Annotated in this window: 27 protein-coding genes; 12 read left to right on the top strand and 15 right to left on the bottom strand. The window is 65.0% G+C overall.

The genetic code is table 11. The annotated features are described in order from the left end of the window. Window positions 1–69 precede the first annotated feature (69 nt). On the top strand, window positions 70–756 hold the full coding sequence (locus K4L06_RS17840) for an alpha/beta hydrolase (RefSeq protein ID WP_221672672.1): 687 nt from the start codon (window positions 70–72) through the stop codon (window positions 754–756). 366 nt (window positions 757–1,122) lie between these two features. Here the strand turns inward: K4L06_RS17840 and K4L06_RS17835 are convergent, their stop codons facing one another. Continuing rightward, on the bottom strand, window positions 1,123–1,896 hold the full coding sequence (locus K4L06_RS17835; RefSeq protein WP_221672671.1) for a helix-turn-helix transcriptional regulator: 774 nt from the start codon (window positions 1,894–1,896) through the stop codon (window positions 1,123–1,125). A 170-nt stretch (window positions 1,897–2,066) separates the two neighbouring features. On the opposite strand from K4L06_RS17835, the gene K4L06_RS17830 reads away from it, so the two are divergent. Both K4L06_RS17830 and K4L06_RS17825 read left to right on the top strand, forming a co-directional pair. Then, the gene (locus K4L06_RS17830; RefSeq protein ID WP_221672670.1) at window positions 2,067–3,338 is read left to right on the top strand and encodes an MFS transporter; all 1,272 of its coding nucleotides are present in this window, start codon (window positions 2,067–2,069) and stop codon (window positions 3,336–3,338) included. A gap of 51 nt (window positions 3,339–3,389) precedes the next feature. Then, window positions 3,390–3,968: an alpha-ketoglutarate-dependent dioxygenase AlkB gene (locus tag K4L06_RS17825; RefSeq protein WP_221672669.1), complete on the top strand. Its 579-nt coding sequence runs from the start codon at window positions 3,390–3,392 to the stop codon at window positions 3,966–3,968. Window positions 3,969–4,058: 90 nt separating this feature from the next. Here K4L06_RS17825 and K4L06_RS17820 read toward each other — a convergent pair whose 3' ends face one another. The 6 genes from K4L06_RS17820 to K4L06_RS17795 all read right to left on the bottom strand — a co-directional run bounded on the left by K4L06_RS17820 (window position 4,059) and on the right by K4L06_RS17795 (window position 6,660). Further along, the gene (locus tag K4L06_RS17820; protein WP_064750196.1) at window positions 4,059–4,250 is read right to left on the bottom strand and encodes a hypothetical protein; all 192 of its coding nucleotides are present in this window, start codon (window positions 4,248–4,250) and stop codon (window positions 4,059–4,061) included. 49 nt (window positions 4,251–4,299) lie between these two features. Next, window positions 4,300–4,941 carry a GIY-YIG nuclease family protein gene (locus K4L06_RS17815; protein ID WP_221672668.1) on the bottom strand — a complete coding sequence of 214 codons (642 nt, stop codon included), beginning with the start codon at window positions 4,939–4,941 and terminating at the stop codon, window positions 4,300–4,302. Window positions 4,942–5,154: 213 nt separating this feature from the next. Next, window positions 5,155–5,388, bottom strand: coding sequence for a hypothetical protein (locus tag K4L06_RS17810; RefSeq protein ID WP_221672667.1), 234 nt, complete (start codon window positions 5,386–5,388; stop codon window positions 5,155–5,157). Between the two features lie 71 nt (window positions 5,389–5,459). Continuing rightward, complete coding sequence (locus K4L06_RS17805) at window positions 5,460–5,780, bottom strand: DUF3247 family protein (RefSeq protein WP_221672666.1); 321 nt, start codon at window positions 5,778–5,780, stop codon at window positions 5,460–5,462. A 186-nt stretch (window positions 5,781–5,966) separates the two neighbouring features. Further along, a complete protein-coding gene (locus K4L06_RS17800; RefSeq protein WP_221672665.1) occupies window positions 5,967–6,329 on the bottom strand; it encodes a BON domain-containing protein in 363 nt (120 codons plus the stop codon). A gap of 148 nt (window positions 6,330–6,477) precedes the next feature. Then, window positions 6,478–6,660, bottom strand: coding sequence for a hypothetical protein (locus tag K4L06_RS17795; RefSeq protein ID WP_221672664.1), 183 nt, complete (start codon window positions 6,658–6,660; stop codon window positions 6,478–6,480). Window positions 6,661–6,864: 204 nt separating this feature from the next. Here K4L06_RS17795 and K4L06_RS17790 point away from each other — a divergent pair, with 204 nt between their 5' ends. Beyond that, window positions 6,865–7,407, top strand: a complete 543-nt coding sequence (locus tag K4L06_RS17790; protein WP_221672663.1) for an MgtC/SapB family protein — start codon at window positions 6,865–6,867, stop codon at window positions 7,405–7,407. A gap of 105 nt (window positions 7,408–7,512) precedes the next feature. On the opposite strand, the gene K4L06_RS17785 is transcribed toward K4L06_RS17790, so the two are convergent. The 5 genes from K4L06_RS17785 to K4L06_RS17765 all read right to left on the bottom strand — a co-directional run bounded on the left by K4L06_RS17785 (window position 7,513) and on the right by K4L06_RS17765 (window position 10,558). Next, complete coding sequence (locus K4L06_RS17785; RefSeq protein WP_221672662.1) at window positions 7,513–8,436, bottom strand: Ku protein; 924 nt, start codon at window positions 8,434–8,436, stop codon at window positions 7,513–7,515. Between the two features lie 208 nt (window positions 8,437–8,644). After that, window positions 8,645–9,253 carry a hypothetical protein gene (locus K4L06_RS17780; RefSeq protein WP_221672661.1) on the bottom strand — a complete coding sequence of 203 codons (609 nt, stop codon included), beginning with the start codon at window positions 9,251–9,253 and terminating at the stop codon, window positions 8,645–8,647. Beyond that, window positions 9,250–9,747 carry a low affinity iron permease family protein gene (locus K4L06_RS17775; RefSeq protein ID WP_221672660.1) on the bottom strand — a complete coding sequence of 166 codons (498 nt, stop codon included), beginning with the start codon at window positions 9,745–9,747 and terminating at the stop codon, window positions 9,250–9,252. The genes K4L06_RS17780 and K4L06_RS17775 overlap by 4 nt, the downstream gene beginning before the upstream one ends. Continuing rightward, a complete protein-coding gene (locus K4L06_RS17770) occupies window positions 9,744–10,034 on the bottom strand; it encodes a hypothetical protein (RefSeq protein ID WP_221672659.1) in 291 nt (96 codons plus the stop codon). Before K4L06_RS17770 ends, K4L06_RS17775 begins: the two co-directional genes overlap by 4 nt. Before the next feature lie 338 nt (window positions 10,035–10,372). Continuing rightward, the gene (locus tag K4L06_RS17765; protein WP_221672658.1) at window positions 10,373–10,558 is read right to left on the bottom strand and encodes a hypothetical protein; all 186 of its coding nucleotides are present in this window, start codon (window positions 10,556–10,558) and stop codon (window positions 10,373–10,375) included. A gap of 81 nt (window positions 10,559–10,639) precedes the next feature. Here K4L06_RS17765 and K4L06_RS17760 point away from each other — a divergent pair, with 81 nt between their 5' ends. From K4L06_RS17760 to K4L06_RS17720, 8 genes are all read left to right on the top strand, one after another. Continuing rightward, window positions 10,640–11,986 carry a sigma-54 dependent transcriptional regulator gene (locus K4L06_RS17760; protein ID WP_221672657.1) on the top strand — a complete coding sequence of 449 codons (1,347 nt, stop codon included), beginning with the start codon at window positions 10,640–10,642 and terminating at the stop codon, window positions 11,984–11,986. After that, window positions 11,976–12,230 (top strand): hypothetical protein, encoded by a 255-nt coding sequence (locus tag K4L06_RS17755; RefSeq protein ID WP_221672656.1) that lies wholly within the window; start codon window positions 11,976–11,978, stop codon window positions 12,228–12,230. Before K4L06_RS17760 ends, K4L06_RS17755 begins: the two co-directional genes overlap by 11 nt. A gap of 196 nt (window positions 12,231–12,426) precedes the next feature. Then, a complete protein-coding gene (locus K4L06_RS17750) occupies window positions 12,427–13,104 on the top strand; it encodes a hypothetical protein (RefSeq protein ID WP_221672655.1) in 678 nt (225 codons plus the stop codon). Between the two features lie 304 nt (window positions 13,105–13,408). Continuing rightward, a complete protein-coding gene (locus K4L06_RS17745) occupies window positions 13,409–15,019 on the top strand; it encodes a hypothetical protein (RefSeq protein WP_221672654.1) in 1,611 nt (536 codons plus the stop codon). Window positions 15,020–15,083: 64 nt separating this feature from the next. Next, a complete protein-coding gene (locus K4L06_RS17740) occupies window positions 15,084–15,461 on the top strand; it encodes a hypothetical protein (protein ID WP_221672653.1) in 378 nt (125 codons plus the stop codon). 1,036 nt (window positions 15,462–16,497) lie between these two features. Next, window positions 16,498–17,609 (top strand): IS3 family transposase gene (locus K4L06_RS17735; RefSeq protein WP_221672652.1). Its coding sequence is split into 2 segments (ribosomal slippage): window positions 16,498–16,750 and window positions 16,750–17,609, totalling 1,113 coding nucleotides; the frame shifts between segments, so codons are not numbered across the junction. Window positions 17,610–18,063: 454 nt separating this feature from the next. Continuing rightward, entirely contained in the window at window positions 18,064–18,525 is a 462-nt protein-coding gene (locus tag K4L06_RS17730; RefSeq protein ID WP_221672651.1) for a hypothetical protein, read from the top strand. 635 nt (window positions 18,526–19,160) lie between these two features. Next, on the top strand, window positions 19,161–20,795 hold the full coding sequence (locus K4L06_RS17720) for a MazG nucleotide pyrophosphohydrolase domain-containing protein (RefSeq protein ID WP_221672649.1): 1,635 nt from the start codon (window positions 19,161–19,163) through the stop codon (window positions 20,793–20,795). A 3-nt stretch (window positions 20,796–20,798) separates the two neighbouring features. Here K4L06_RS17720 and K4L06_RS17715 read toward each other — a convergent pair whose 3' ends face one another. From K4L06_RS17715 to K4L06_RS17705, 3 genes are all read right to left on the bottom strand, one after another. Continuing rightward, the gene (locus tag K4L06_RS17715) at window positions 20,799–21,818 is read right to left on the bottom strand and encodes a nucleotide kinase domain-containing protein (RefSeq protein WP_221672648.1); all 1,020 of its coding nucleotides are present in this window, start codon (window positions 21,816–21,818) and stop codon (window positions 20,799–20,801) included. Window positions 21,819–22,423: 605 nt separating this feature from the next. Next, complete coding sequence (locus K4L06_RS17710; protein WP_221672647.1) at window positions 22,424–23,944, bottom strand: BON domain-containing protein; 1,521 nt, start codon at window positions 23,942–23,944, stop codon at window positions 22,424–22,426. Further along, the gene (locus K4L06_RS17705) at window positions 23,937–24,803 is read right to left on the bottom strand and encodes an SDR family oxidoreductase (protein WP_221672646.1); all 867 of its coding nucleotides are present in this window, start codon (window positions 24,801–24,803) and stop codon (window positions 23,937–23,939) included. The genes K4L06_RS17710 and K4L06_RS17705 overlap by 8 nt, the downstream gene beginning before the upstream one ends. Between the last annotated feature and the right edge of the window lie 86 nt (window positions 24,804–24,889).

Raw genomic sequence — 24,889 nt, 5'->3', positions numbered from 1 at the left:
CGTACGGGATCTCCGCCAACGGGCTCCCTACGCTCCCTTTCGTTGGCGCCTTCATTCGGGAACACGATCATGAGCAGTCAGCCGACCATCGTCCTCGTCCACGGGTTCTGGGGCGGCGCCGCCCACTGGAGCCGGGTCATCGTCGAACTCGCCCGCAAGGGCCATCGCCTGCGCGCGGTCGAGCTGCCGCTGACCTCGCTGGCCGACGACGCCGAGCGCACCCGCAAGATGGTCGCCCAGGTCGACGGGCCGGTGCTGCTGGTCGGCCATTCCTATGGCGGCGCGGTGATCACCGAGGCCGGCGACCAGCCCAACGTGGTCGGCCTGGTCTACATCGCCGCGTTCGCGCCCGACGCCGGCGAAAGCCCCGGCGGCATCACCCAGCAGAGCCTGCCGCAGGCCGCGCCGGACCTGGCCCCGGACAGCGACGGCTATCTGTGGCTGAGCCCGGACAAGTTCCACCAGGATTTCTGCCAGGACCTCAGCGCCGACGAAGGCCTGGTGATGGGCGTGACCCAGAAGGCGCCGCTGGCCGGCACCTTCGGCGACGCCATCTCGACCCCGGCATGGAAGAGCAAGCCGAGCTGGTACCAGATCTCCAGCCAGGACCGGATGATCTCGCCGGACAACCAGCGCCGCATGTCGGCCCGGCTGGGCGCGAAGAAGGTGATCGAACTCGACGCCAGCCACGCCTCGCTGGCCTCGCGCGCCGCCGAAGTCGCCGCCCTGATCGACGAGGCGGCCGCATCGGTGTAGTCCGCCCCCAGCGCGGCGCGTGCCCCTGTAGGAGCGGCGTCCCACGGGGATTTCCTCCGGTCATAAGCCGCGACCGCGGACTTGCGGGAGGCGGCGAAAGCAACAGCGAAGGCAACAGCAAATCCCCCCTACCCCCCTTTCCAAAGGGGGGAACAGCAACAGCGCGGCGCGCCCCCTTGCGCGACGCATGCCCCCTTGTAGGAGCGGCGTAAGCCGCGACCGCGGACTTGCGGGGGGAGGCGGCGAAAGCAACAGCGAAGGCAACAGCAACGGCAACAGCAACAGCAAATCCCCCCTGCCCCCCTTTCCAAAGGGGGACTGCAAGCGGGGACGGCAGCGGCGTGCGCTCTGGCCGCAGCAACGACGTTACGCGGCGTTGCCCAGGTACCGGCTCGGCGGCAGGCCGACGATGCGCTTGAACATGGTGCTGAAGGCCGAGGCGCTGTCGTAACCCAGGTCCAGGGCCAGGGCGGTGATCGGCTCGCCCGCGGCCAGGCGCGGCAGCGCGGCGAAGATCGCCGCCTGCCGGCACCATTGGGCGAAGCTGATCCCGGTCTCGGCGCGGAAGCGGCGGGTGAAGGTGCGCCGGCTCATCGCCAGGTCGCGGCACCAGTCGTCGATGCCGTCGTGCGGCGAGGGATGCGCCAGGTAGGCGCGACAGCGCTTGGCCAGGCGCGGCTCGGCCGGAAACGGAATGTCCAGCGGCAACACCGGGGCGCGCTCGATCTCCTGCACGATCAACGCGTAGATCAGCTGGGCGCGCGCGTCGGCTTCGCCCGGCAACGGCAGGTCGCGGGTCTCCAGCAGCAATTGACGCAACAGCGGCGCGACGCCGAGCACCCGGCAATCCTCGGGCAGGCCGGCGCTGACCCCGGGCTCGATGTAGACGCTGCGGGTACTGATCCGCACCAGCACCTGCACCTCGTGCTCGACCCCGGCCGGTATCCACACCGCGCGCTCCGGCGGCACGATCCAGCGCCCGGCCACGGTGGTGACCAGCATCAACCCGTGCGCGGCGTACAGCAGTTGCGCGCGGCGATGGCTATGCGCGGGAATGCGGTGGTCGGTCCGGTGGTCGTTCGCGGTCGCCACGACCCGACCCGGCAGGGCGTCGACATGGGTCGCCAAGACATTGCGCATTGGCCCGAACTCGAAGACTGTTGACCTGAACAATAATGCGGGCAGCGTCGCTGGGGCGTCTACTGAGCCACGACCTCCCTCCCCCCGACGCCTCGCGACACGCACGCCGGCCCTGCGCCGCCGCGCCCGCGCAGCCGTCCCTGCGACGGGCCGACGGCCCGCACTGCCGCATGAATTCCCTAGACGCCGCCCGCAACGAATCCAGCCTGTCCAACGACGCCATCGAGCCGGCCGCGGTGCCGGAGTTCGCGCAACCCGCCGCTACCGAGCCGGCGCGGATCGCCTTGCCGATCCTGGCGATGCTCAGCGTCTGCCACCTGCTCAACGACATGATCCAGTCCTTGCTGCCGGCGATCTATCCGCTGCTCAAGGACGCTTTCGCGCTCGACTTCGGCCAGATCGGCCTGATCACCCTGACCTTCCAGCTCACCGCTTCGCTGCTGCAGCCGCTGGTCGGCATCTACACCGACAAACGGCCGATGCCGTACTCGCTGGCGATCGGCATGGGCTTCACCCTGGTCGGCCTGTTGCTGCTGTCGCGGGCGTCGAGCTTCCCGATGCTGTTGCTGGCCGCGGCCCTGGTCGGCTCGGGCTCGTCGGTGTTCCACCCGGAATCCTCGCGGGTGGCGCGGATGGCCTCCGGCGGCCGCCATGGCCTGGCCCAATCGCTGTTCCAGGTCGGCGGCAACGTCGGCTCGGCGCTGGGGCCGCTGCTGGCGGCGTACATCGTCATGCCGCACGGCCAGGGCAGCGTCGGCTGGTTCGCGCTGGCGGCGCTGACCGCGATCGTCATCCTGAGCCGGATCGGCGTCTGGTACCGCGCGCAGATCCCGGCCCAGCGCCAGCAACGCGGCCGCGCGGCGAACGCGGCGCCGCTGCCGCGGCGGACCGTCGTCGCGACCATGTTGGTGCTGGGCGTGCTGATCTTCTCCAAGTACTTCTACATGGCCAGCCTGTCGAGCTACTACACCTTCTACCTGATGGAGAAGTTCCACCTGGCCGCGCGCGACGCGCAACTGCATCTGTTCGTCTTCCTCGGCGCGGTCGCCGCCGGCACCCTGCTCGGCGGCCCGATCGGCGACCGCATCGGCCGCCGCTACGTGATCTGGTTTTCGATCCTCGGCGTGCTGCCCTTCACCCTGTTGCTGCCGCACGCGAACCTGTTCTGGACCACGGCGCTGACCGTGATCATCGGCCTGGTGCTGTCCTCGGCGTTCTCGGCGATCCTGGTCTATGCGCAGGAACTGGTGCCGGGCCGCACCGGCGTCATCGCCGGGTTGTTCTTCGGCTTCGCCTTCGGCATGGGCGGACTGGGCGCGGCCGCGCTGGGCCAGTTGGCCGACCGGATCGGCATCGAGGCGGTGTACGGGCTGTGCGCCTACCTGCCGGCGATCGGCCTGCTGGCCTGGTTCCTGCCCAAGCTGGAACGCCGCACCGACTGAGCGCCGGCGACGCGTCTCGCAGCCTGAGACGGAGAACGGCGAGAATGACCCATGCACCAGGCCTCGCTGTTCGCCCCGACGCCGCAACAGTTCATCGCCGATGCCGAAGGCGGCGTGCGTTATCTGCCGGGCGTGTTCGGCGCGGACGAGGCCGCGCAGCTGTTCGACAGCCTGCTGGCGCAGGCCGACTGGAACGCGCAGACCCGGATGATGTACGAGCGCCTGGTCGACGTGCCGCGGCGCATCGCTTCCTACCGGCTCGACCGCGACCGGTTGCCGCCCTTGCTGGCGCAGACCGCGCAGCGGGTCGGCGAACGGCTCGAGACGGCCTTCAATAGCGTCGGCCTGAATCTCTATCGCGACGGCGCCGACAGCGTCGCCCTGCACAACGACAAGCTGGACGAACTGATCGCCGGCCAGCCTATCGCGGTGCTGTCGCTGGGCGCGACCCGGCGCATGCTGCTGCGCGCCAAGCGCCCGCCGCACCGGCAATGGCAGGTCGAGCTGGAACCCGGCAGCCTGCTGGTCATGAGCCACGCCTCCCAGCGCCACTACGACCACGGCATACCCAAGGCGCCCGGCGTGAGCGAAGCGCGGATCAGCCTCGCGTTTCGGGTCCGGCCGGGGTGAGCGGAGAGGAACGAGTGGAGAGGAACAAGCCAGGAACGAGTGCGGTTGGCACTCGTTGCTCGTTCCTTCGCACTCGCCTCTCGCTCCCGTTCAATCGGCTTGCGAAGCCTGCAGCGCCGCGGCCAGGGCCGCATCGCCGGAGACCAGGTCGGCCCAGCGCAGTTCCAGGCCCTTGCGCCGGCCTTTTTCGGCCAGCTTGAAGCCGTCCGGCTCCAGGATCAGGGTATAGGCCTTGCCTTCGATCTCCAGTTCGCGACGAATCGGTTTATCGAGTGGGGTCATGAGGTCGGCTCCAGTCGTGAGGGGCGCGTTCGCGCCGTGACCTGCGCCGCTAACGCGCGGCGTAGTACCAGTGCAGCAGAGGCTCGGGCAGGCGCAGTTCCAGCGCCAGCGCCAGCGCCGGATAGGCGTCCAGGGTGTCGATCAGGTTGCGGCGCAGGTCGGCCAGCGCCAGGTCGTCGAGCAGGCCAGGCTCGCCCTGCAACTGGCTCAGCAGGGCCTCGCCGCGGTCGTAGAGGCGTTCGCCCTGGCGCGCCAGTTCGGCGCCGGCCCAGTCGCGCAGCGGACGATGCACGGTGTGGCCGAGGCCCAACAGGCGCTCGGACTCGCCGAGCAAGCCGGCGTAGGCGCCGCGATACCACTCGCCGTGGCCGGCCGCGGCGCGGCGCACCGTCAGGGGCGCCGGGGCGTTGTACTCGCCCAGGCTGCGGTGCAGATCGCGTTCCAGCCGTCGCGCCTCGCGCACCGTATCGGTCTGCGCCAGCCAGCCGCGTTCCAGATCGAAGAACTCGTAGTAGCGCGGATGCAGCGCCTGCATCCGGCCCAGCGGATCGCGCGAAAAACCCAGCTTGAGCAGGTCCTCGCCGGCGCTGGGCAATACGTAGAGATAGCACTGCCCTTCGCTCGCGCCGGGACCGGTGTCCGGGTCGGCGCTGCGCAGGAAGGCCAAGTCTCGGTCGGCATGCGCCGGCATCGCGGATTTCCGTCGGGCCCGCCCGCGGGCCGTTGCGCAGAGCATCCGCGCGGCCACGTAAATGCGGCGCGAAACGGCGGCGTGACCGCCGGCGCGCTTCGCACCGGCGCGCCGTCGCAGCGGCGCCGTCGACGTGACCGGGGCGGCGTTCGCAACCGCGAACCCGGTCGGCGAATCGGCGTCCGTAGCGGCGATGGCGGCGGCGCGCAGACCTCAGATCCGGTCTTCGACGCCGCGTACGCCGGACTTTTTCGCGCAATGCGCGCAGCAATAGAAGTGGCCGTCGTTCTCGACCCCGTGGCCGACGATGCGGCAGTCGCAATGCGTACAGCGCGGCGCCATCGCATGGATCGCGCACTCGAACGAATCGAATGTGCCGGTCTGTCCGGCCATGTTCACGGTGAAAGTCTTGTCGTACTGGTTGCCGCAGACATCGCAGGTGGCCATGGCGTGCTCCTGGTGGTGCGCCCGGACGGGGCCGGCCGATGCCGAGCGTGGCGTGCCGACCCGGGCGCGCCTCACTCGCCCGGCGCGGGCCGGGCGAAGTCGCGCCGGTCGGACTGGATCGGACGGATCTCGAGGATCTCGTCCAGCCACAGATAGCAGCTGCGGTTCTCGATCCGCAGGTCGTCGAAGCGCAGGATCGCATTGATGCCTTCGCGGCCGCTGGGATCGAGAAAGGTCTGCAGACTGGGCCGGGTTGTCACGACTCCGCTGCGCCGGCTGCCGTCGACCAGCACCAGCTCGACCAGGCCTTCGTCCGGCAGACGCTCGATCAGACGGGTCAGGCGGGCGATATCGGCGGAGTCGGTGACGACGCGGTCGGCGAGCTGGGTCATGGCCGGATGGAATCGGGTATCAGGACGGGAATCGGGAATCGGGAATCGGGAATTGGGAATCGGCGAATACGCGGGTAAGGAGGACGGCCGCCGCAACGGGCCGCAGACCCACGGGCGCCGGACGGCGTCGATCCGCCGGCGCCCGCGGCCGTCCCCCAAACGGTTACTGTTACTTCGGCTATTGACTTACTTGCCGCTCTTGGCCGCGACCAGGGCGCTGGTGTCGACGCTCTTGACCCCGTCGACGTTGCGCGCGACCGCGGCCGCCTTGTCGGACTCGGCCTTGCCGGCCACATGACCGGACAGCTTGACCACGCCGTTGACCGTCTCGACGCTGATGTCGGTGCCGGACACGCCCTTGGTCGCCAACAGTTCGGTCTTGACCTTGGTGGTGATCCAGGTGTCGCTGACCGGCTGCGCCGACTCGTTGCCGGCGGCGGTGGTGGCCGGGTCTTGGGCAGCGGCGGTACCGGCCGATTGCGGCGCGGCGACGGCCGCGGCGCACAGGCTCAGGCCGAGCAGGAAACTCGCGGTGCGGATGGCTTTCATGCAGATAGTCCTCGCGGTGGCGCCGCGACCAGGGGCGGCGCATGGGTTGGCGAATCGGAGATCTCGATGTCTTGTCGGTGTGGCCGGGTCCAGGTGGGCGTGGTCCAGGTGACCGTGGCCCGGGCAGCCTTCATTCCGGCGCCAGGCTTCAGTGATGGTCTTTGCGTCCGGAGCCCGATTTCTTGCCGCCGCCGTCCTGCTTGTTGACGGTGGCCCAGGCGCGCGCTTCGGCTTCTTTCTTGGAGACGCCGTCCTTGCGATAGCCTGCTTCGATGTGTTCGGCCTGACGCTTCTGCTTGTCGGTGTAAGCCGATTTTTCGCCGCGCGACATGGCTGGCTCCCGTTGCTGGTTCGATTCGACGCTACCCGCGGCGCAGTTAACCCGGCAGCAGCGCGGCGTTAGGGATAGGTATGGGCTACGTCTAGGCGCCGTCACGATGGCGTATGCGCCTGCGGTCACGACCGGCTCACGCGGCGGCCGCTATCTATCGGTCGGCGTCGCGGCCGTTGCGGCGCCGGACAACGGAGGCCGTTCATGCAGACCGAACAACTCTGGGTCGTCGCCGGCACCGCCTACGCCATGCTGCTCGGCGGCGCGATCGGCCTGGAGCGCGAATTCAAGAACCGGCCGGCCGGCTTCCGCACCCATATGCTGGTCGCCGGCGCCTCGGCGCTGCTGGTCGGCCTGGGCCAACTGGTCGCGGCCGACCCGCGGTTCCGGCTGCCGTTCCTGGTCAACATCGACCCGCTGCGCCTGGTCGAAGCGGTCGTGGCCGGCGTGTCCTTCATCGGCGCCGGCACCATCTTCGCCCGCCGCAGCGGCCCGGCCGTGGCCGGCATCACCACCGCCGCCTCGCTGTTGATGGTCGCGGTGATCGGCGCCTGCACTGGCCTGCACTACTACGTGCTGGCGCTGGCCGCGACCGCGCTGACCCTGGGCGTGCTGACTCTGTTGAACGTGGTCGAACGCAAGATCGGCAGCAAGTCCCCGCCGCATCGCGACGACGGCGAGCACGAGGATCGCGTGCATGGAGAGCGCGCCGGGCGCGACCGCGACCGGCGCGGGCCGCCGCGCTAAGCCGCGCTCAAGCACCAGGCAGGCTTTGCCGGCTTCCGGCAAAGCCTTAGCCGCATCGGAAGCGGCGGTCGCAGCGGCGATTGCGCCAGCGTCCCACGCAGCGCCTCAGGCCGACTTGCGCGCGCTCTTGCGGGCGACCTTGCGGGCGCCCTTCTTGGCCGCCTTGGTCGCGGTCTTCTTGGCCGCTTTCCTGGCGCTCTTCTTGGCCGGCTCGGCGGCGCCGCGCCCGCCCTTCTTGGCCAGGCTGCGCTTGAGCAGCTCGGCGAAGTCGATCACGTTGGTGGCCGCGTTCTCCGGCAACTTGCTCTCGTCGCTGACCTTGCCGCGCACCACCTGCTTGGACTTGACCCGCTGTTCGATCACCTTGTGCAGGCGCTGGCGGAAGTCGTCCTTGTACTGCTCCGGCTTCCAGCCGCTGCTCATCGAGTCGATCAGCTGCTGGGCCATGTCGACCTCGCGCGAGGAGATCTTCCACTTCGCCAGCCCGCCCTCGGGCAGTTTGTAGTCGGCCGGGTCGACGATCTCCTGGGCGTAGCGCAGGATCATCAGCAGCAGCGCGTCCTCGTGCGGCATCACCGCGGCCAGGTACTCGCGGGTGCGGATCACCACCCGCCCCACCCCGACCTTGCCGGTGCGCTGCAGCACTTCGCGCAGCAGCACATAGCCCTTCTCCGCCTTCTTGCCCGGCTCGAGCACGTAGGGCTTGTCGTAGAACTGCGGCCCGATCGCGGCGGCGTCGACGAAGGTGTCGATATCGACGGTTTCCTTGTGGTCCGGCGCCGCCGCGGCGATGTCGGCCTCCTCGATCACCACGTAATTGCCCTTGTCGTACTCGAAGGCCTTGACGATCTCCTTCCACGGCACTTCCTCGCCGGTCTCCTCATTGACCCGCTCGTAGCGGATCGGCGCCTTATTGCGGCTGTCGAGCATGCGGAAATGCAGGTCGACCCGGCGCTCGCCGGTCATCAGCTTGACCGGGATGTTGAGCAGGCCGAACGACAGGGTTCCGGTCCAGATCGGGCGGGCCATGGCGGCACCTCGCAATGCGTGACGGGAAGCGGAGCTTCCAACTGTGCGACCGCGACCGTCCAAGACGGGTGAACGAGGGCCGCATCGCGTTTACCCGGCGCCGGCCCGCGCATGCGGCGACGGCGCTGCGCGCGGCCGGATCGCGCCGTGCAGGAAACCCGCGCACCGGCATCGCGGGTCCGCCGAACGACGCAGGCATGCGCCGCGTTCACAGCATCCGCGAACGGGCCTGTTCGGCGCGCGCAGCGCCGATCGCGGTCTCGACTTGCTTGACCTCTTCCGGCGGCGGCAGCACCGCAGGCAGGCCCAGCGACTCGATCCACAGTTCCCGCGCCCAGCCCTTGGTGTGGTAGAGATGATGGTCCTCGTCGGACTCGACCGCTTCGAACGCGGTCTTCAGCACCTCCAGGCCGTCGCCCTTGGCGTGCTCGACCAGATGACCGATCAGTTCCCAGTTCATATGGTCCTTGGTTTCGGCCAGGACCACGCATTCGGCCGCGACCAGCTGCGCCGCCGCCGGATCGCCGGCCTGTTGCGCCTTGCGGATCGCCGCGACCAGCGACTCGCCGATATGGCCGACTACCTCGCGCCCCGGCGTGGTCTGTTCCGGGTCCAGGCCGAGTTCCTTGAACACGTTCAGCAGCACCCGCACGTGGGTTCGGGTTTCGTCCAGGTAGCCTTTCCACTCCTTGCGCAGGTCGTCGTTGATCGCGCTGTCGACCGCGGCTTCGTAGATCTTCACCCCGCCCTGCTCGGTCTGCAGGGCCTGGAACAGCAACTCGCGCACCTGCGCGGCTTCGGGTTGGGTCTTCTTCATGTCGTATCGCCTCGTGGTGGGGAAACTCGTGGTGGAGCCATGTCGCGCGCCGGTGCGGAACCGCTGTCGTCGGCCTCATCGGCGTCGTCGGCATCGGCGGGACAGTCGCGCTGGCTGCGGCCGCTGCGGGCCCGGGCTTTCTGCGCCAGCGCTTCGTAGCGCCGGCGGAACCGCTCCAGCGTGTCCTCGTCCAGCTCTTCCAGGTCGAGCAAGGCGTTCTCGGCCTTCAGCGTGGCGCGGATCAGTTCGTCGAGCTTGATCTGCACCGCGGCGGCGTCGCGGTTCTGCGAGTTCTGGATCAGGAACACCATCAGGAAGGTCACGATGGTCGTGCCGGTATTGATGATCAACTGCCAGGTGTCGCTGAAGCCGAACACCGGCCCGCTGAGCAGCCACAGCACGACCACGCCGACCGCCAGGCAGAAGCACAGCGGGTGGCCGGTGAAGCGCGCGGCGGCCTTGGCGCCGCGCTCGAACGCCTCATGCCACTTCATCCGGCGCCGCCCCGGTTGTTCAATCGATGCCACGCCGCCTCGACCACGACGCGGGCCTGGTCCCAGTCCAGGCGCGCGCCGCCGCGAGTGCGGCGGTAGCCGTCGCGCAGCTCCCGCTCCATCTCGTCGATCGAGCGGCCGTGGCTGCGCATGTAGGCGTCCAGGCCGAGCTTGAGCGCCGGTTCGTGGTCGCTGTAGCGCAGGCCTTCGCAATGGGTGAGGCCGCGGTAATGGCTGCGCCAGTAGCTCAGTTCGGACTCCATGTCGACGACGTCCAGCGACTGCATCGACGCGGGGCCGCCGTCCGCAGCCGCTTCGCCGGAAACCTGCGGCGCATGCGTGGCAACGGCGATCGCATAGTCCGACGACCATGACGGCTGCACTCGCGCGCCAGCGCGGCCCTGACCCGCGGAGGAAACGGAAGCGAACGGAGCCGGAAAAGCGCGGTGTGCCGAGTAAGCCATGTGCGTCTCCTGGTGATGGATGGATGACGGCGACGAAGACCGTGTCGATAGCGCATGGCCGTGTCGCCTACCAGCGATGACGCAACTCCCGTGCCAGCCGATTGCGCAGCAGCGCACCGCCCGCGATCGGCGACGCCGGTCGCGGTGCGGGGCTGAATGCTTCAGAAAGGACCGATGCGAGCGCAGGCGGCCAGGCTCGCCGCAGCCGCTGCGCGCATCGACGAAACTGACTGCGCCTGCCTTCGATCGATGAACGAATCCCCGCTAAACACGTGCTCGAATTCACTTCGCCGCGCGTGCGGCGCGGCCGTCGCGACGCAGGCGCCCGGTTGCAGCAACTCTTTCATCACGTCGGAATCATTTTCCGCCAACGCCTCGTTAACTCGCGCTCAGCTAGCGTGAGACCCCCGGATAACGGACGACTGGACGTGGCCGCAAACGCATCCGCCCCCAGCCCCACCGTGTTGATCGTCGACGACGATCACGATTTCGCCTCCGCCGCCGCCGACTTCGCCCGGGCGCGCGGGTTCATTCCCTACATGGCGCACTCGCTGGAACAGTCGCGCGGTTTCGCCCGCCTGCCGGCGGTGGATCTGCTGCTGCTCGACCTGGACTTGCCGGACGGCAACGGCTTCGACCTGCTCGACGACATCGACCTGCCCGAACACGGCCAGATCGCCATCGTCACCGGCCAGCCCTCGGTGGAGAGCGCGGCGCGCGCGGTGTCGCTGCCGGTGGTGGACTATCTGGTCAAACCCCTGTGTCCGGAGCAGTTCTCCACCCTGCTCGCACACGCCGCCGCGCGCGCCCGCCCGCCGCAGCCGCGCGAGGAAGCCCGCGGCGGCATGATCGGCCAGTCGCCGGCGATGCGCCGGCTGGTCGACAGCCTGGAGCGGATCGCCCCCTCCGAGGCCACCGTGCTGGTCAGCGGCGAAAGCGGCACCGGCAAGGAACTGGTCGCGCGCGCGATCCACGAGTTCAGCGGCCGCAGCGGCGCCTTCGTCCCGGTCAATTGCGGCGCGATCGCGCCCGACTTGCTCGCCAGCCATCTGTTCGGCCACGAACGCGGCAGCTTCACCGGCGCCGCCGCGCGCCATAGCGGCTATTTCGAGCAGGCCAACCGCGGCACCTTGTTTCTCGACGAAATTACCGAGATGCCGCCGGCGCTGCAGGTCTATCTGCTGCGCGTGCTCGAAACCGGCACGGTGACCCGGGTCGGTGGCAGCGAGGCGGTCGAGATCGACGTACGCGTGGTCGCCGCGACCAATCGCGACCCGCAAGGCAGCGTCGAGGAAGGCCTTTTGCGCGAGGACCTGTTCTACCGCCTGGCCGACATCGCCCTGGACCTGCCGCCGCTGCGCAGCCGCGGCGAGGACACCCTGCTGATCGCGGACAATTTCCTCGAACGCCTCAACGCCCGCTACGGCACCCGCAAACGCTTCGCCGCCGGCACCGACCGGGTGCTGCTGCGGCACAACTGGCCCGGCAACGTGCGCGAGTTGCGCAGCGCGGTGCAGCGCGCCTTCCTGACCGCCGAAGACGACGAGATCCGGATCGCGCCGGGGTTCCGAAAGCTGGCACCGGTGCACCACGACGCCACCCAGGTCTCGTTCTCGGTCGGCATGACCTACGCCCAGGTCGAACAGGAAATGCTACTCAAGACCCTGGCCCACTGCGACGGCGACCGCACCCGCACCGCCCAGTCGCTGGGGGTCAGCGTACGCACCATCCACAACCAGTTGGCGCGCCTGCGCGAGAACGGCCATGACGTCTGAGGCCGCGCCCAAGCCGGGTTCGGACGCACAGCACGGGCCCGGACCGGACCCGGCCGAGTTCGCGCACTGGCTGCACCGGCTACGCAACGAGATCAACACCGTGACCATGGCCAGCGCCGCCGCGAGCGGCCTGGTCGAGGCCGGCGCCGCCGACGACCCGGCCGTGCGCGACAATCTGCGCCGGGTGCGCGATGCCTGCCGACGCTGCTCGGCACTGCTGGCCGAGCCGCCTGCGGGGAACTGAGCGGCCGGCCTGGCGCAAAGCCGGGCTGCTTGCACGCAATCGCAATCGCGCTGTTCTGCCTGCTGCTGATCCTGACCAGCTTGTTCCAGGCGCCCGAGCCAGCCAGCTTTCGCTCAGGCGCCCCGCGCTGGGTTGCTGGGGCAGTCGAACCGCGGATAGATTGGCGAATCCGTTCCCGGGCCGACAAGGAGCTGTCATGACCCGCATCGCTACACCGTCCGTCGCCGCTGCGCGCCTGAGAGGCTCATTGATCGTGGGCCTCGCCCTCTGGCTGGGCGGGTGCGACGACGCGCGCCCGGCAGGCGAGATGGAAACGTTCAAGCGCGGGGTCGACGCCCTGACGGCCATCGAGCATTGGAACGCCGCAAACGTCGGCAAAGCGCTGTCGACGCGCCTGATCAAGACCAGCGACAACGGTGCGTCCACATCGTTCGAAGCCCAGAGCGGCACGTTGGCAGGGCGCCCCTTGAGAGCGGTCGAGTTGCGTTGCCTCGACTACTACCCGGACGAGTGCCTGCTCATCGCCGAACTGGCCGAGCCGGGGCCATTGGCCTCCGAGTTCGCCAAGAGGTTCTGGCCGCATAGCCAGCCAGAGCTGGTGGGTTCGCACAAGCTGGGCGTCGCATGGTCGCAGCAGGAAGGCCGGAACAAGATCATCATCGGCCACGACGTCGATGGAAAGCAGATCGCCAGCGTCGTCATCGATCGGATCCTTCCGCGCCCTCATCCAATACCCGAGCACATAGAGCAGCCGCTGCCTCCGTTACCGCCGCAGCCGCCGACGTCGCCCATGGGCGGGGACACGCAGGTGCCGGGGGAACTCATCGCGGCTCCTGACTCCGAAGCCGTGCAGGCGACGAATAGTTCCCGGTAGGCGGAAACGGGGTCAGAGCGCCTTTCATTCAAGATGTCTCGCCGGTGTAGCCCAGCCGTCTCACCGCTGCCAAGCCAAGCCAGGTCGCGACCTTATTCGGCAGCCGCGCAAGCACGGCGCCGTATCATTTGCCACGCATCGACGTGATCGCCGTCACAGTGAAAAGCGCCGAGCCGCGACCGCGGCTGGGCGCGAAGCCGCGGCCGCGCAGGCGTCGCCGCGGCGCTAGGGTCGTTCCTAGCTTGCGCGCGTCCAATCCCCTATTAAGGTTTCTGCCAAACCCCACTCGCGCCTGCGTTCGTCCATGACCGACCCCACCCGTCCCGTCGCGCCTCCGCCGATCTTCCTGCTGCCCACCACCGGCTCCAGCTACGACGCTGCGGTGCTGGCCGAAGCCAACCGCATCGTCACGGACCACCAGTACTGCGGCCACACCGATGTGGAAGGCATGGCCTACGCGATCGCCGACTACGCGCGCCAGCATCCCGATCAGGGCCAGCAGCTGCAGGACGCGGTCGGCTCGCGCCTGCTGCCGATGGATCAGATCGCCCTGACCAGTGCGGTACAGACCGTGCAGCGCCTGGATCAGGCCAAGCCGATCGGCACCCAGCACGGCGTCGCCGTCGAGGTCGCCCCCGGCGACAGCGCGCGTAGCGTGCTCGACAAGGGCTACCAGCAGATGGCCGCCGACGCCGGGCTGTCGCCGCAGGCCGCCGCCGAGTTCGCGCGCCGCGCGCCGGCGCTGGACGACGGCACCCTGCACGCCCCGTCCAGCGATCCGCAAAAACAGGGCCCGGCCATCGATTTGTCGGCCGCCCGCGACGGCAAGATCGAACTGGCGCCGACCTCGGCGCAGTCGGGCCTGCTTAAGCTGCTGGCCGCGCAAGACCGCGCCGGCCTGGATCCGAACGCGCCGACCGGCGCCGCCGCCGGCATTCCGTTCATGCCCGACGGCAGCCGCGCCGGCGCGCCCGGCAACGGCGCAGTCACGCCGGAAGTCGCCGCCGAAATGCTGCGCAACATCTCCGAAGGCAAGCCGCCGTTCCGTCCCGAACTGGGCCAGGTCGGCCCGGTGTCGTGGTTCGTCACCGAAGGCAATCCGCACGTCGGCGTAGGCGGCGACAAGAGCGTGGTGGTGCCGGTGGAAGTCGCCAACACCAGCGGCAAGCCGCCGCTGCAGTTCGGCGAGCGCGAACTGCTGGAGATCTACGACCGCAAGTACGCCGCCGCCGCCGAAGCGGTCGAGCAGCAGGTGCGCGAGAAGGCCGGCAAGGGCCCCGACGACCCCCTGTCCAAGCGCAACCAGCACGCCATCGACCGCAGCGCCAGCAAGATGGCCGAGCGGCAGATGTGGACCGAAGTCGGCGAGACCGTGGCCAAGTCCGAGAGCGGCGTCGGCAAGGTCAGCCTGCAGGACAGCATGTTCTCGCGCTCGGCCAACGGCGAGTTCACCCTGACCAGCCGCCCCGAGAACGTACGCGTCCAGGGCGGCGCGCAAGGTCTGGTCGACGTGATCAAGAACCACGGCGTGAAGGCCGATCCGGAGGTGCTCAAGTCGGCCAACGACCTGGCCGCGCGCGAGGGCTGGGCCGGCAAGGTCGAAGGCGCGTTCCGGGTCGGCGGACGGGTGCTGATCGTGGTCGGCGTGGCCGCCGACGCGTACCGGATCTACACCGCCGAGGACAAGGTCAAGACCGTGGTCGAAGTAGCCGGCGGCTGGGCCGGCGCGGCCGCCGCCGGCGGCGCATTCGCGACCGTCGCCGCGCCGGTCAACACCACCGGCCCGTGGGGCTGGGCCGCGTACGGCGTCGGCACGCTCGCGACCGGCGCGTTCGGCTACATGGCCGGCTCGGAAATCACCAAGACCATCTACGAGTTGGTGGTGGAAGGTAAACCGATCGAAGTCGGCGGCTGACGGCGCGGGCCGACAGCGGCCCGCCCCGCTCCGAGACCGACCCGATTGCGGCAAAATGCAGGCCATGAACGCAGAACATCGATCGCACATCCTGCTGCGCGGCCCGGTCGGGCGCTGGCAATCGGCGCTGGGCACCGCCGCCGGCCTGACCGGCGACCGCATCGAATTCCACGACGGCGGCCACGGCGTACTGCACAGCTGGTCGCCGGCGTTCGGCCAGGAAACGCTGCCATTCGAATGGCGGATGCAAGCGCCGGGGCATTTGCTGGTGCGCCAGATCTACGACGACGGCGACGACGAAGTCGAAGCCTGGACCGCACTGGAGCTGGAGTTCCGCGAACGCGCCAGCGACCTCGGCGCGCAGATGGTGCTGGCGGAGAAAGGCGCCGAAGGCTTTTGGCTGATGCTGGATCCGCTGGCTTGGGTGGGTCCGCCGCAGTGAGGCGGTGGGGTGTGGCCTATACCCGAGCTGCCACACGCCTCTCTCGATCCGCCGCGCAAAGGCGCGAGCCGTCGCCCTGCTGGACGCACTGGAGTCGGTGAGACCTGGGGCGCCCACTACGCCGAGCGCGCCTTCAACTTCCAGCATCACTGGGCCGCGCTATCCGTCCACACCCGCGCGAATCCAGGCCTAGCCGCAAAGCGGCTTCGGCCCAGTAGATTGCTCGATGTCAGCTAAAGCAATCGCGTCGCCGCGCTGCACATGCATTGTCGTTTGACTATGCCCCAACATGAAGGTCACGAGTCGCTTGCTCCTTGCGACCCTCGGCGGACGCTGGGTTAGAGCACCTCTCTTCTAGATGCGTCAGAAAGTCACTCTGACCCCGCTTTTCGGACCCCTAGGCCTGTTCCCTCCCGTGGTTTGGGCCTTCATCCTCGCGCTGGCATGGCTCTTATGGCGGGGAATTGTTCTAGCGATTACCTGGATTGCTCCGAAGTTCGCGCAAGATTTCCTCATGGGTTTTGCTCTGGCGCTCTATATGTTGGGGCTATGGGCAGTACTGACCAGGCTTTGATAGATCAAGCCCGCCCCGCCTTTGAGCCGCTAGTAGCGCCTCAGGCCGCCTCCTTGCCAGGTCGAATGTGCGGCCGAAGTGGAAGAGGCTCTGGAATTGAAAGCGACGCTCTTGACGTGGATCTAGAACTACCCCATCCACTCAACAGCTGCGCCCCTGACGTCTCTACTCTCGCAACAGGCCGCTCCGCCTAGCCGCCCCAGACCAAGCCGGAGAGCGCCCGCCCTGCCGCCAACACGGGCTTCCGTAAGCACGCGGTCAAGTCGGCAACGATTGCTGAAATTTTGATCAGCGCCAAAGGAGGCTGGAGCATGTGCAGGCGTCTTCTGGCGTCTCCTTTGTCCGACTACAAAACTGCCGATATATCCGGACGACTGACACGCCAATGCAACCGTAAGCTTCCCCGCCTGACACAGATGTTGAAAGTAGAACTTTCTGGCATGTTCCTACCAGGAGGTTCCAATGAAGACTTCGAAGTTCACCGAGACGCAGATCGTCTCGATCCTCAAGCAGGCAGATGTTGGGGTGCCGGTCAAGGACGTCTGTCGCCAGGCTGGCATCAGCGTGGCGACTTACTACCAGTGGAAGAGCAAGTACGGCGGGCTTGAAGCCTCCGAGCTGCGCCGGGTAAAGGAGCTCGAGGCGGAGAACGCGCGGCTTAAACGGATGTATGCGGAGCTGGCGCTGGACAACGCTGCGATGAAGGATTTGATCGCAAAAAAACTGTAGGGCCGGTGCGCAAGCGCGAGGCAGTGCGATACCTGGTGGAGGTGCACGCGCGGCCGGTGTGTCGCTGTAACTGCGTGGGCCTGTCGGAGGCGGCGTGGTACCGGCCGCCGCTGGACTGGGCCGTGCGCGACGCAGAGTTGATCGCTGCGCTGGCCAGGCTGGTCGAAGAGCGGCCCAGCCGTGGGTTCTGGAAGTGCCGCGCGTTCCTTCGGCGCAGCCATCCACAGTGGAACCACAAACGGATCTACCGCGTGTACCGAGCGATGCGACTGAATCTGCGACGGGCTGCGCGCAAGCGCCTGCCCAAGAGGGAACGCACCGCGCTGTACGTGCCACGGCTGCCGGACATGGTCTGGTCCATGGACTTCATGAATGACGCGCTGACCTGTGGCCGACGTTTCAGGACATTCAACGTGGTCGACGACTTCAACCGCGAGGCGCTGCATATCGAGATCGACACGTCGATCAATTCCAGCCGCCTGGTGCGAGTCTTCGAGCAACTCAAGCGCGATCACGGCTTGCCGCAGGTGCTGCGCTCGGACAACGGTCCGGAGTTCCTGGGCGAGGCTTTCACGGCTTGGGCCAAGGCCAACGGCGTAGCGCTCCAGTACATCCAGCCCGGCAAGCCAAACCAGAACGCCTACATTGAACGCTTCAACCGCACCTTCCGCGAGGACGTGCTGGACCCGCACCTGTTCGCCCGTCTCGACGATGTCCGCGAGGCCGCGCACGGGTGGATGATCGAATACAACGAACTGCGACCACACGATTCGTTGGGTAATCAGACGCCTACCGAGGCGCGCCAACGATCCGCCGGAGGTTCTACTTCTGAACTCTGTGCTTGACGGGGGAGCTTACGCAACCGCTGAACTAAGCAGCCACGTCATGCGCGCTGCCGTCCCTGCTCTCACGCATATCCAGCCTGCCGCGATTGAGCCTCACTGAATGAGACGATGACCCACGAAACTGAGAGCAATTGCAAACGCAAAAGGCACACCGCCTGCTCACAACCCGCCGAGCCACCTTGTTACTCGGAGCAGTACATTGGCCTGTTCTCGCTCATTTTTACGTAGGGGATTAGAAATAAAGCCCTGATGAGGACTGAATCGATGGCCGCCCCAGCACCGACCCGCAGCAATTATCGAGGAAATTTTCTGGCGTTAAAAATCGATATCACCCCACCTGACGCCACTTCTCAAATGCATATAGCGCGAAGAAGAACTTTCTAAGCCATGCCCATAAACAACGCAACCATGCAACCTTTTTAACGCCCTGGCATCTTAACAATCAGAGACCAACATGAGCCGACAGAAAAAGGCATGCGTAATATATGTAAATTCAAACAAAGACGAACTGCCTCGCGTTCAGGAAGAGCTGGAGCAGAATGGCTACGCGGTATGCTCGGCGCTAGCGAGCACTGAAGCCGCCCGAGGACTGCTCCACGATGAGAGCGACGTATCTGAGACGATTAGAAATTGCATTAGCAATGCAGAGCTATGCATCTTCCTTATCCCAGAAGAACTAGAGCAAGACGGGGAAATTCACGGCGCTGCCAGTGTAGCTGGCCAGCTCGGCAAGCGCATGGTAGGTCTTGTTGGTGGGGCTCGGACAGTGTATCCCCAGGAATTTGATATTGCTGGCGCGATCATCCGAATTTCCAGCGCTCGGCTGGCCAACGTTATTCAGGGTGAAGACGTATGGGAATCAGCAGACAACGCACCCATCAAGGACCGCGTTATTGATCATCAGAAGTGTCAATAGCTATGCAGGTCTATTCCTACAAGATTACTCGCGACTATGGATTTGCACCCAACCCTTTCCATGGCGCGTGCACTCTCGCGACATGCAAACCGAAGATTCGAAAAGCCGCGAAAATTGGAGACCTCGTATTTGGCTGTGGAAGCAAAGCAAACAAGCGGCCAGGCGAGCTAATTTGCGCCATGCGCGTCAGCAAGAAAATTACATTCCAGGAATACTGGGATGATCCCAGCTACGCTGTGAAACGCCCGAATTTCCACGCCAGCCCAGCACATGCTTATGGCGACAACATCTACCATCGCAATGCCCGCAAAAAATGGAAGCAAGAGAGGTCGCACCACAGTTACGCTGACGGATCCGTAAACCAAGCCAATCTAGATCGCGACACAACGACCTCTGAAATGGTGCTTATAAGTTACGAATTCGTTTACTTTGGCAGAGACTCAATCCCCATACCTAAAAAATTGAGGTCTTTTGCGAACGACGATTTGTACCCCAGCACGAGAGATTATCGATCGCAATTTTCACCTAACTTTATCAGGGCAATAGAGAGATGGTTCAATCAGTTACCCAGGGGGAACTTGGGACGACCGATTAATTGGAGCTGAGCAAATAGTACAGCCAACCGGAAGGCCTCAATGAAAATATCAGAATATGACAAATTCGTTCAAGATACCGATCAGTTCAGACACCGAAGCCCAGAAGAGCGCAAGGAAATTGCGATCTACGGATTAGCCTCTGAGATTGGCTCTGTCGCCTCAGCAATCAAGAAAAAGCTACTACAGGAAGATGGAATAAGCGCATGGAACGAGCCGAACTTAGAAATTAAGGAGGAGCTCGGCGATGTTATGTGGTACTGCTTCGCCCTGGCCCGTGTAGCAAATACCGAAAAACCGATAAATATCTTCATTCACGACATTGAAAACCTAAAGGCCGAACTTTCGGCTGATAATTCGAGATCAGAGCAAATCAGAATCGTAATCGGAAGCGATAATCGCCAAGCATTTCTTGATGCTGCCGAATCCTTCCGGCGATCCACGAGGCACATGAACTTCCAAGATTACCAAGCGGTTGCCTACCTGACAGCCCGCACTAAAGAAAGAGTTCTAGTTGAAGTTTGCATCGCAGTTCTTTACCGGCTCTGCGCAGAACTATTCAGGGTATTGTTGCCAGATATCGAGCGCCAACTTAATAAATCACTTAATGACAGGCCATTCAATAATATCCTTGGCGAGATTGCATGGCATATATCAGCTTTAGCCAGCATCTATGGATTGAATCTTGACGAAGTCGCTCAGCACAATATAGATAAAGTCTCTTACCGTCGAAACAGAAACCACCCCGTTATCGTTCATGATCGCGAATCCCCAGTCGACCAGCAATTTCCTAGAAAATTTGAGGTGGCTTTTGTAACTGTCAGCGAGGGCAGAGCTCAAATGTATCTCGAAGGAAAACGATTAGGGGATCAGCTTACAGACAATTCCTATAGCGATGACGGCTACAGATTTCATGACGTCATGCACCTAGCAAACATCGCGCACCTAGGATGGTCTCCTGTTGTACGTAGCCTCATGGGGCGAAAGAGAAAGGCCAACTCGAAGACTGATGAAGTAGAAGACGGCGCCAGAGCAAAGATAGTAGAAGAGGCAGTCATCAAGGCGATTCATTGTGAAGGGGAGCGATTGGCGGCCCCTAATCAACCCTCGGCTGGAGAGCCCATCAGGCTGTTTTCAAATAAACATGATATTACGTTCAAATTTCTCAAATTTATCCAGAGCCTTGTGACTGGCTTAGAGGTGTCGGCCAATAGAGCGTGGGAATGGGAAGACGCCATAACAGAAGGGTACGAGGCCTACCACCGACTGCGCTTGGAGGGCCAAGGCACTGTCACGGTGGACCTTGATAGCCGGTCCCTCAGCTATCGCCCGGACGTGCACATCCCTATCGCCGGCAGAGTTGTAGGATTCGGGACGGCACTTCTTGAGAAACCGAGCACAAAGTCTTGCCCCAACATTGACAGTGACCAGATCGAACCTGGGCGTATTGATGTAAAGAGACGCGCAGTTCTCGCCTCGCTGGGATTTTTCTCACCTGACGCCGCCGAATTAGACTTATTGAGCCTGGTTGAACTACCCAACAACGAGATCAGCGTGCGGGCAACCGGTGCAGCTCGCAACGCCATGTGGAGGAAGAAGGCCGTTGCATTTCGCACAACAGTCATTGAGCTTGATAGACATTGGTTATGCAATGCACTCGCCCTATCCGACGAATAACCACTAACAGAGCTCACCCTGAACTAGCTCGGGAGTTTTTTCGATGAACAGCGGCTCTGATCGCTGCGCATTCAAATTCCATTTTGGCGGAAACATGGGGAGGGGGATCGCCTCAGCGATACAGCCTCGATACTTCTGCTTGATCCGCGTTCGCCCGGCAGCACCAACCATCTCCGGATAAGCCGCCCTCGCGTATTTCGAAATCTCACAGAAAATATTTTGACAATCGATGGGCTTCAGTGGCCGCCCAAACAAGCCATCAAACCTCAGACCCCTCTGGCTGAACTCCTCAAACTGTCGATCAACCATCATATTGATTATTTCGCCCGGTGAAAATGAATGCCCCTTCACAAAACACTTAGAGATTCCGTCAAGCGCCCCCGGGCCTGCCACGACAAAATCTGACTCGTCGAAATCCATCAAAGACGAATAGTTTAGATCTATCGCATACTGAAATGCCAAGAAACTCCCAACGCCAGGATATTGCAGCAATTGCTCATAGACCGAGCGCAATGATCGCGCCCTAGCCATTCTTAAAGGCATATCTTCAGCCATCATTCTGGCGAGCAAAATCAAGTGATTGGAGTGTTTGCGATCCCTTCCAAACTTCGGAGAGGGCATGATGTATGCCGCGGAGTAGATCTTCCGCCCCGATCGCAACATCTCATCGAGAGCATCTTCGATGGCTTGCAGACTCGTATGTTTCCAACTCAGCCTCCCGAGTCTTTCTTCGAGCGCTCTCCAAGTATCAATCCGGTTGAAAATCTTGAATAACAGCGTTCTGAAATAAACTTCCGCAGGCTCCTGGGGGCGCCCCTCCCCATACTGAACTTCCCGAATAAGATACTGACTCACCCTGTCGGAAGCCCGGAACACGTTAGTGAATCGATATTCGTGAAGAATCGGGTCTAAAGTCCAAGGCCCCTGGGGGCTGGACAAGCGCCGGTAGTATATTGCAAGCCGCTCGGCCGCAAATTTCCAATAGCTGTCGTAGACAAGTGTCGTAGCGGGCTGCGCTCGCATAGATGTCACTTTAAATTGACTGATCGCAATGGATTCTACCGTAGTTGACGCAGATCAACCGGTTCAGAGTACGTTCGTCGACAGCTTATTGCAGCGGCAAGGTCGTGGTCGTGCCTTACGCCGCCCCTACCTCTACGGATGCACCGGATCGCTGCCCTCCCAGCAACATGCTCCGAGACTGCGTCGACGCCCAATGGACTTTCAGACAAGAGCGGATTCGAGTCCACAACTAAAAGATTAAAAGCTACGCAAATTTGGCAGTCGCAGCAAGCACTTAGAGTCGCGAACTTTATCGACCTGCCCGCCTTTTTGAGCTGAAGATCGCCCCCACAGGCGACGACTCAATCATGAGAAAACCTACTGAGACGTGTTGCTGCTGCAACTGCTGCGTCATTGAGATTTGATTCTGCCGGGCGCTACGAACAGCACTACACAAGTGCCCGTCCCGCCCAGAATCTCGCTTGTCAGGTCCATCAATCCGCACAGCAGGCATTCCGTTTATCTAGTTTGATAGACCATGAAGCATTCGAACCTACGGCCAGAATTAGAAATCTTCTGTACGACTCAAACCGCGGCGGAGTCATTCCGCCGCGGTTTGATTGCGATCAGTGGGTCTGCGCCCCTCCGCCCTGATTGCCCGTAGTCCCGCTCCCGGTCGTACCAGCGCTGGTGGTGCCGGCGCCGCTCGGCGGCGGCGCCGAGGTTCCCGGCAAGGTGCCGGTGCGCGGCTGGCCGGCGCTGGCAGGGCGTTGGGTCGCCTGCCCTTGTGTCTGGCTGCCCTGGCTGCCCTGCCCTTGCCCCGCCTGCTGGCCGCCACCGGCTTCGTTCTGCCGGCCGCCATAGCCGGAACCCGAGCGGTCGCCGCCGCGGACGCGAATGCGGTTGTCGACATCCTTGACCCCGCTGCAGGCGTCGGCGATGTCTTCGGCGCGGTGTTTCATCCAGCGTTGGTCGACTTCGCCTTCGAGCACGATGCGGCCGCCTTCGCAGCGTACGTCGATGTCGCTGGCGTCGAGCAGGTCGTCTTCGGTCAGGCGTTCGTTGAGGTCTTCGGTGATGCGCTCGTCGGAGCGGGTGTAGCGGCTGGGGCCGCGGCCGCGTTGGCTGGCCAGGCCCTGTTCGCGGTAGGCGCCGGCGTTGGCTTCGAAGCCGGTGCCGTAGGCCGAGGACGAGAAGCCGCTGCGGTCGGCGTAGCCGGAGGAGCGGCCGTAGCCTTGACCGTAGCCGCGTTCGCTATAGCCGCGGTCTTCGCCGCCGCCGCGGGTTTGCTGCGGGCGGCGTTCGCTGTGGTCGTACAGGCCTTCGCGGCCGCCGCGGCCGGCGCTTTCGCCGCCGTAGCCGGGCCCGAAGCGCGAGTAGCCGCCGCTGCTGCCGCCGAAGCGCGAGCCGCGCGAGGTGCCGGGGGCGTCGCCGCGGTCGTCTTCCCAGCCCACGGTCTGGCTGCGTTCGTCGAAGCCGCTGGCGCGCCAGCCGCTGTCGTAATAGTCGCGTTCGACGTCGGGGCCGTGGGCGCCGTACAGGCTGCGTTCGCCTGGGTGCGAACGACCGGAACGGGCCTGGTCCTGGCCGCGGTCGTCGCGCCAGCCGCGGCCGTAGTCCTGACCGTAATCCTGACCGTAATCCTGGCCGTAGTTCTGCCCGTAGGCCTGGCGCGAGGGCTCCTGGCGGCCGTAGTCGGGACCGCTGGCATGGCCGTACTCGCGGCCGCGCTCGGGTCGGCCGTGATCGGACTTGTAGCCGCCGCCGCGCTCATGGCCGTAGCGGTCGGCGCCGCGGGTGCTCAACTCGTCCCAGTCGCGCCCGGACGAGCCGGTGCTCGGGCCGGCGGCGTACTCGTCGCCGTCTTCGTAGTCGCCGCGCGAGGCGGACTGGCGCGAGCGATGGCCCATCTCAGGCCCTTGGTGCTGCGCCTCGCGCCCGTATGGGTCGCGGCCGCGTTCGCCGCGATTGCGCTCGCCTTGGTGTCTCATGTCGTCGCTCCTGTCGGTGAAGTTGTCGGTCATCTCGTGGAACCACTCGCGGCCCTTTTCCAGGGCCCGCGTGCCCAGCCGCAACGCCTCTTCGGCCACGGCCTTCAGCTCGCCGGTTCCCACGGGATCGCTGGTCTCGCGCTGCTGCTTACGCACTGATGTGTCCTCCGCCGTTGATGTGGATGGTCTGGCCGGTAATGAAGGAGGCTTCCTCGCAGGCCAGGAACACGTAGGCCGGGGCGATCTCGGACGGCTGGCCGGGACGCTTGAGCAAGGTGTTGGCGCCGAACTTCGCCACTTCCTGCGCGTCGAAGCTGGCCGGGATCAGCGGCGTCCACACCGGGCCCGGCGCGACCGCATTCACCCGCACCCCGCGCTCGGCCACGGCCTGGGCCAGCGAAAAGGTCAGCGCGTGGATCGCGCCCTTGGTCGCGGCGTAATCGATCAACTGCTCGTGGCCGCGCACGCCGGTGACCGAGCCGGTGTTGACGATGCTGGCGCCGCGCGGCAGGTGCGGCAGCGCCGCGGTCGCCATGAAGAAGTACGCGAACACGTTGGTACGGAAGGTCCGCTCGATCTGCGCCGGGGTCAGTTGCTCGGGCTCTTCGACCTTGTGTTGCTCGGCGGCGTTGTTGACCAGCACGTCGATGCGGCCGTAGGCCTCGACGGTGCGGCGCACGATCTCGCGGCAGTGCTCCGGGTCGCCGACGTCGCCAGCGATGCGCAGGCATTGCCGGCCCTCCTTGCGCACCAGCCGCTCGGTTTCCTTGGCGTCGTGTTCCTCGTTCAGATAGGCGATGGTCACGTCGGCGCCTTCGCGTGCGAAGTGCACCGCGACTGCGCGGCCGATGCCGCTGTCGCCGCCGGTGATGATCGCCACCTTGTCTAGCAGCCGCTGCGAACCGCGGTAGCTGTCGCGTATCGTCTCCGGCTGCGGAACCATCTGGGTCTGCTGTCCCGGCCGCTCGTCCTGCGATTGCGGCGGCTGCGGTTTGATGGCGCTGGATTCGTTCATGCTCGCTCCGGAAGGCGCAATAAGCAGGGGAATGGGATCCCGGCGGGCGCCCGGGCGGACCGGCCGCTGGCGGATCGGCGCGCGAC

This window comes from Lysobacter sp. BMK333-48F3 (assembly GCF_019733395.1).
Taxonomy (GTDB): domain Bacteria; phylum Pseudomonadota; class Gammaproteobacteria; order Xanthomonadales; family Xanthomonadaceae; genus Lysobacter.
This window is presented reverse-complemented; position numbering and strand designations above follow the sequence as displayed.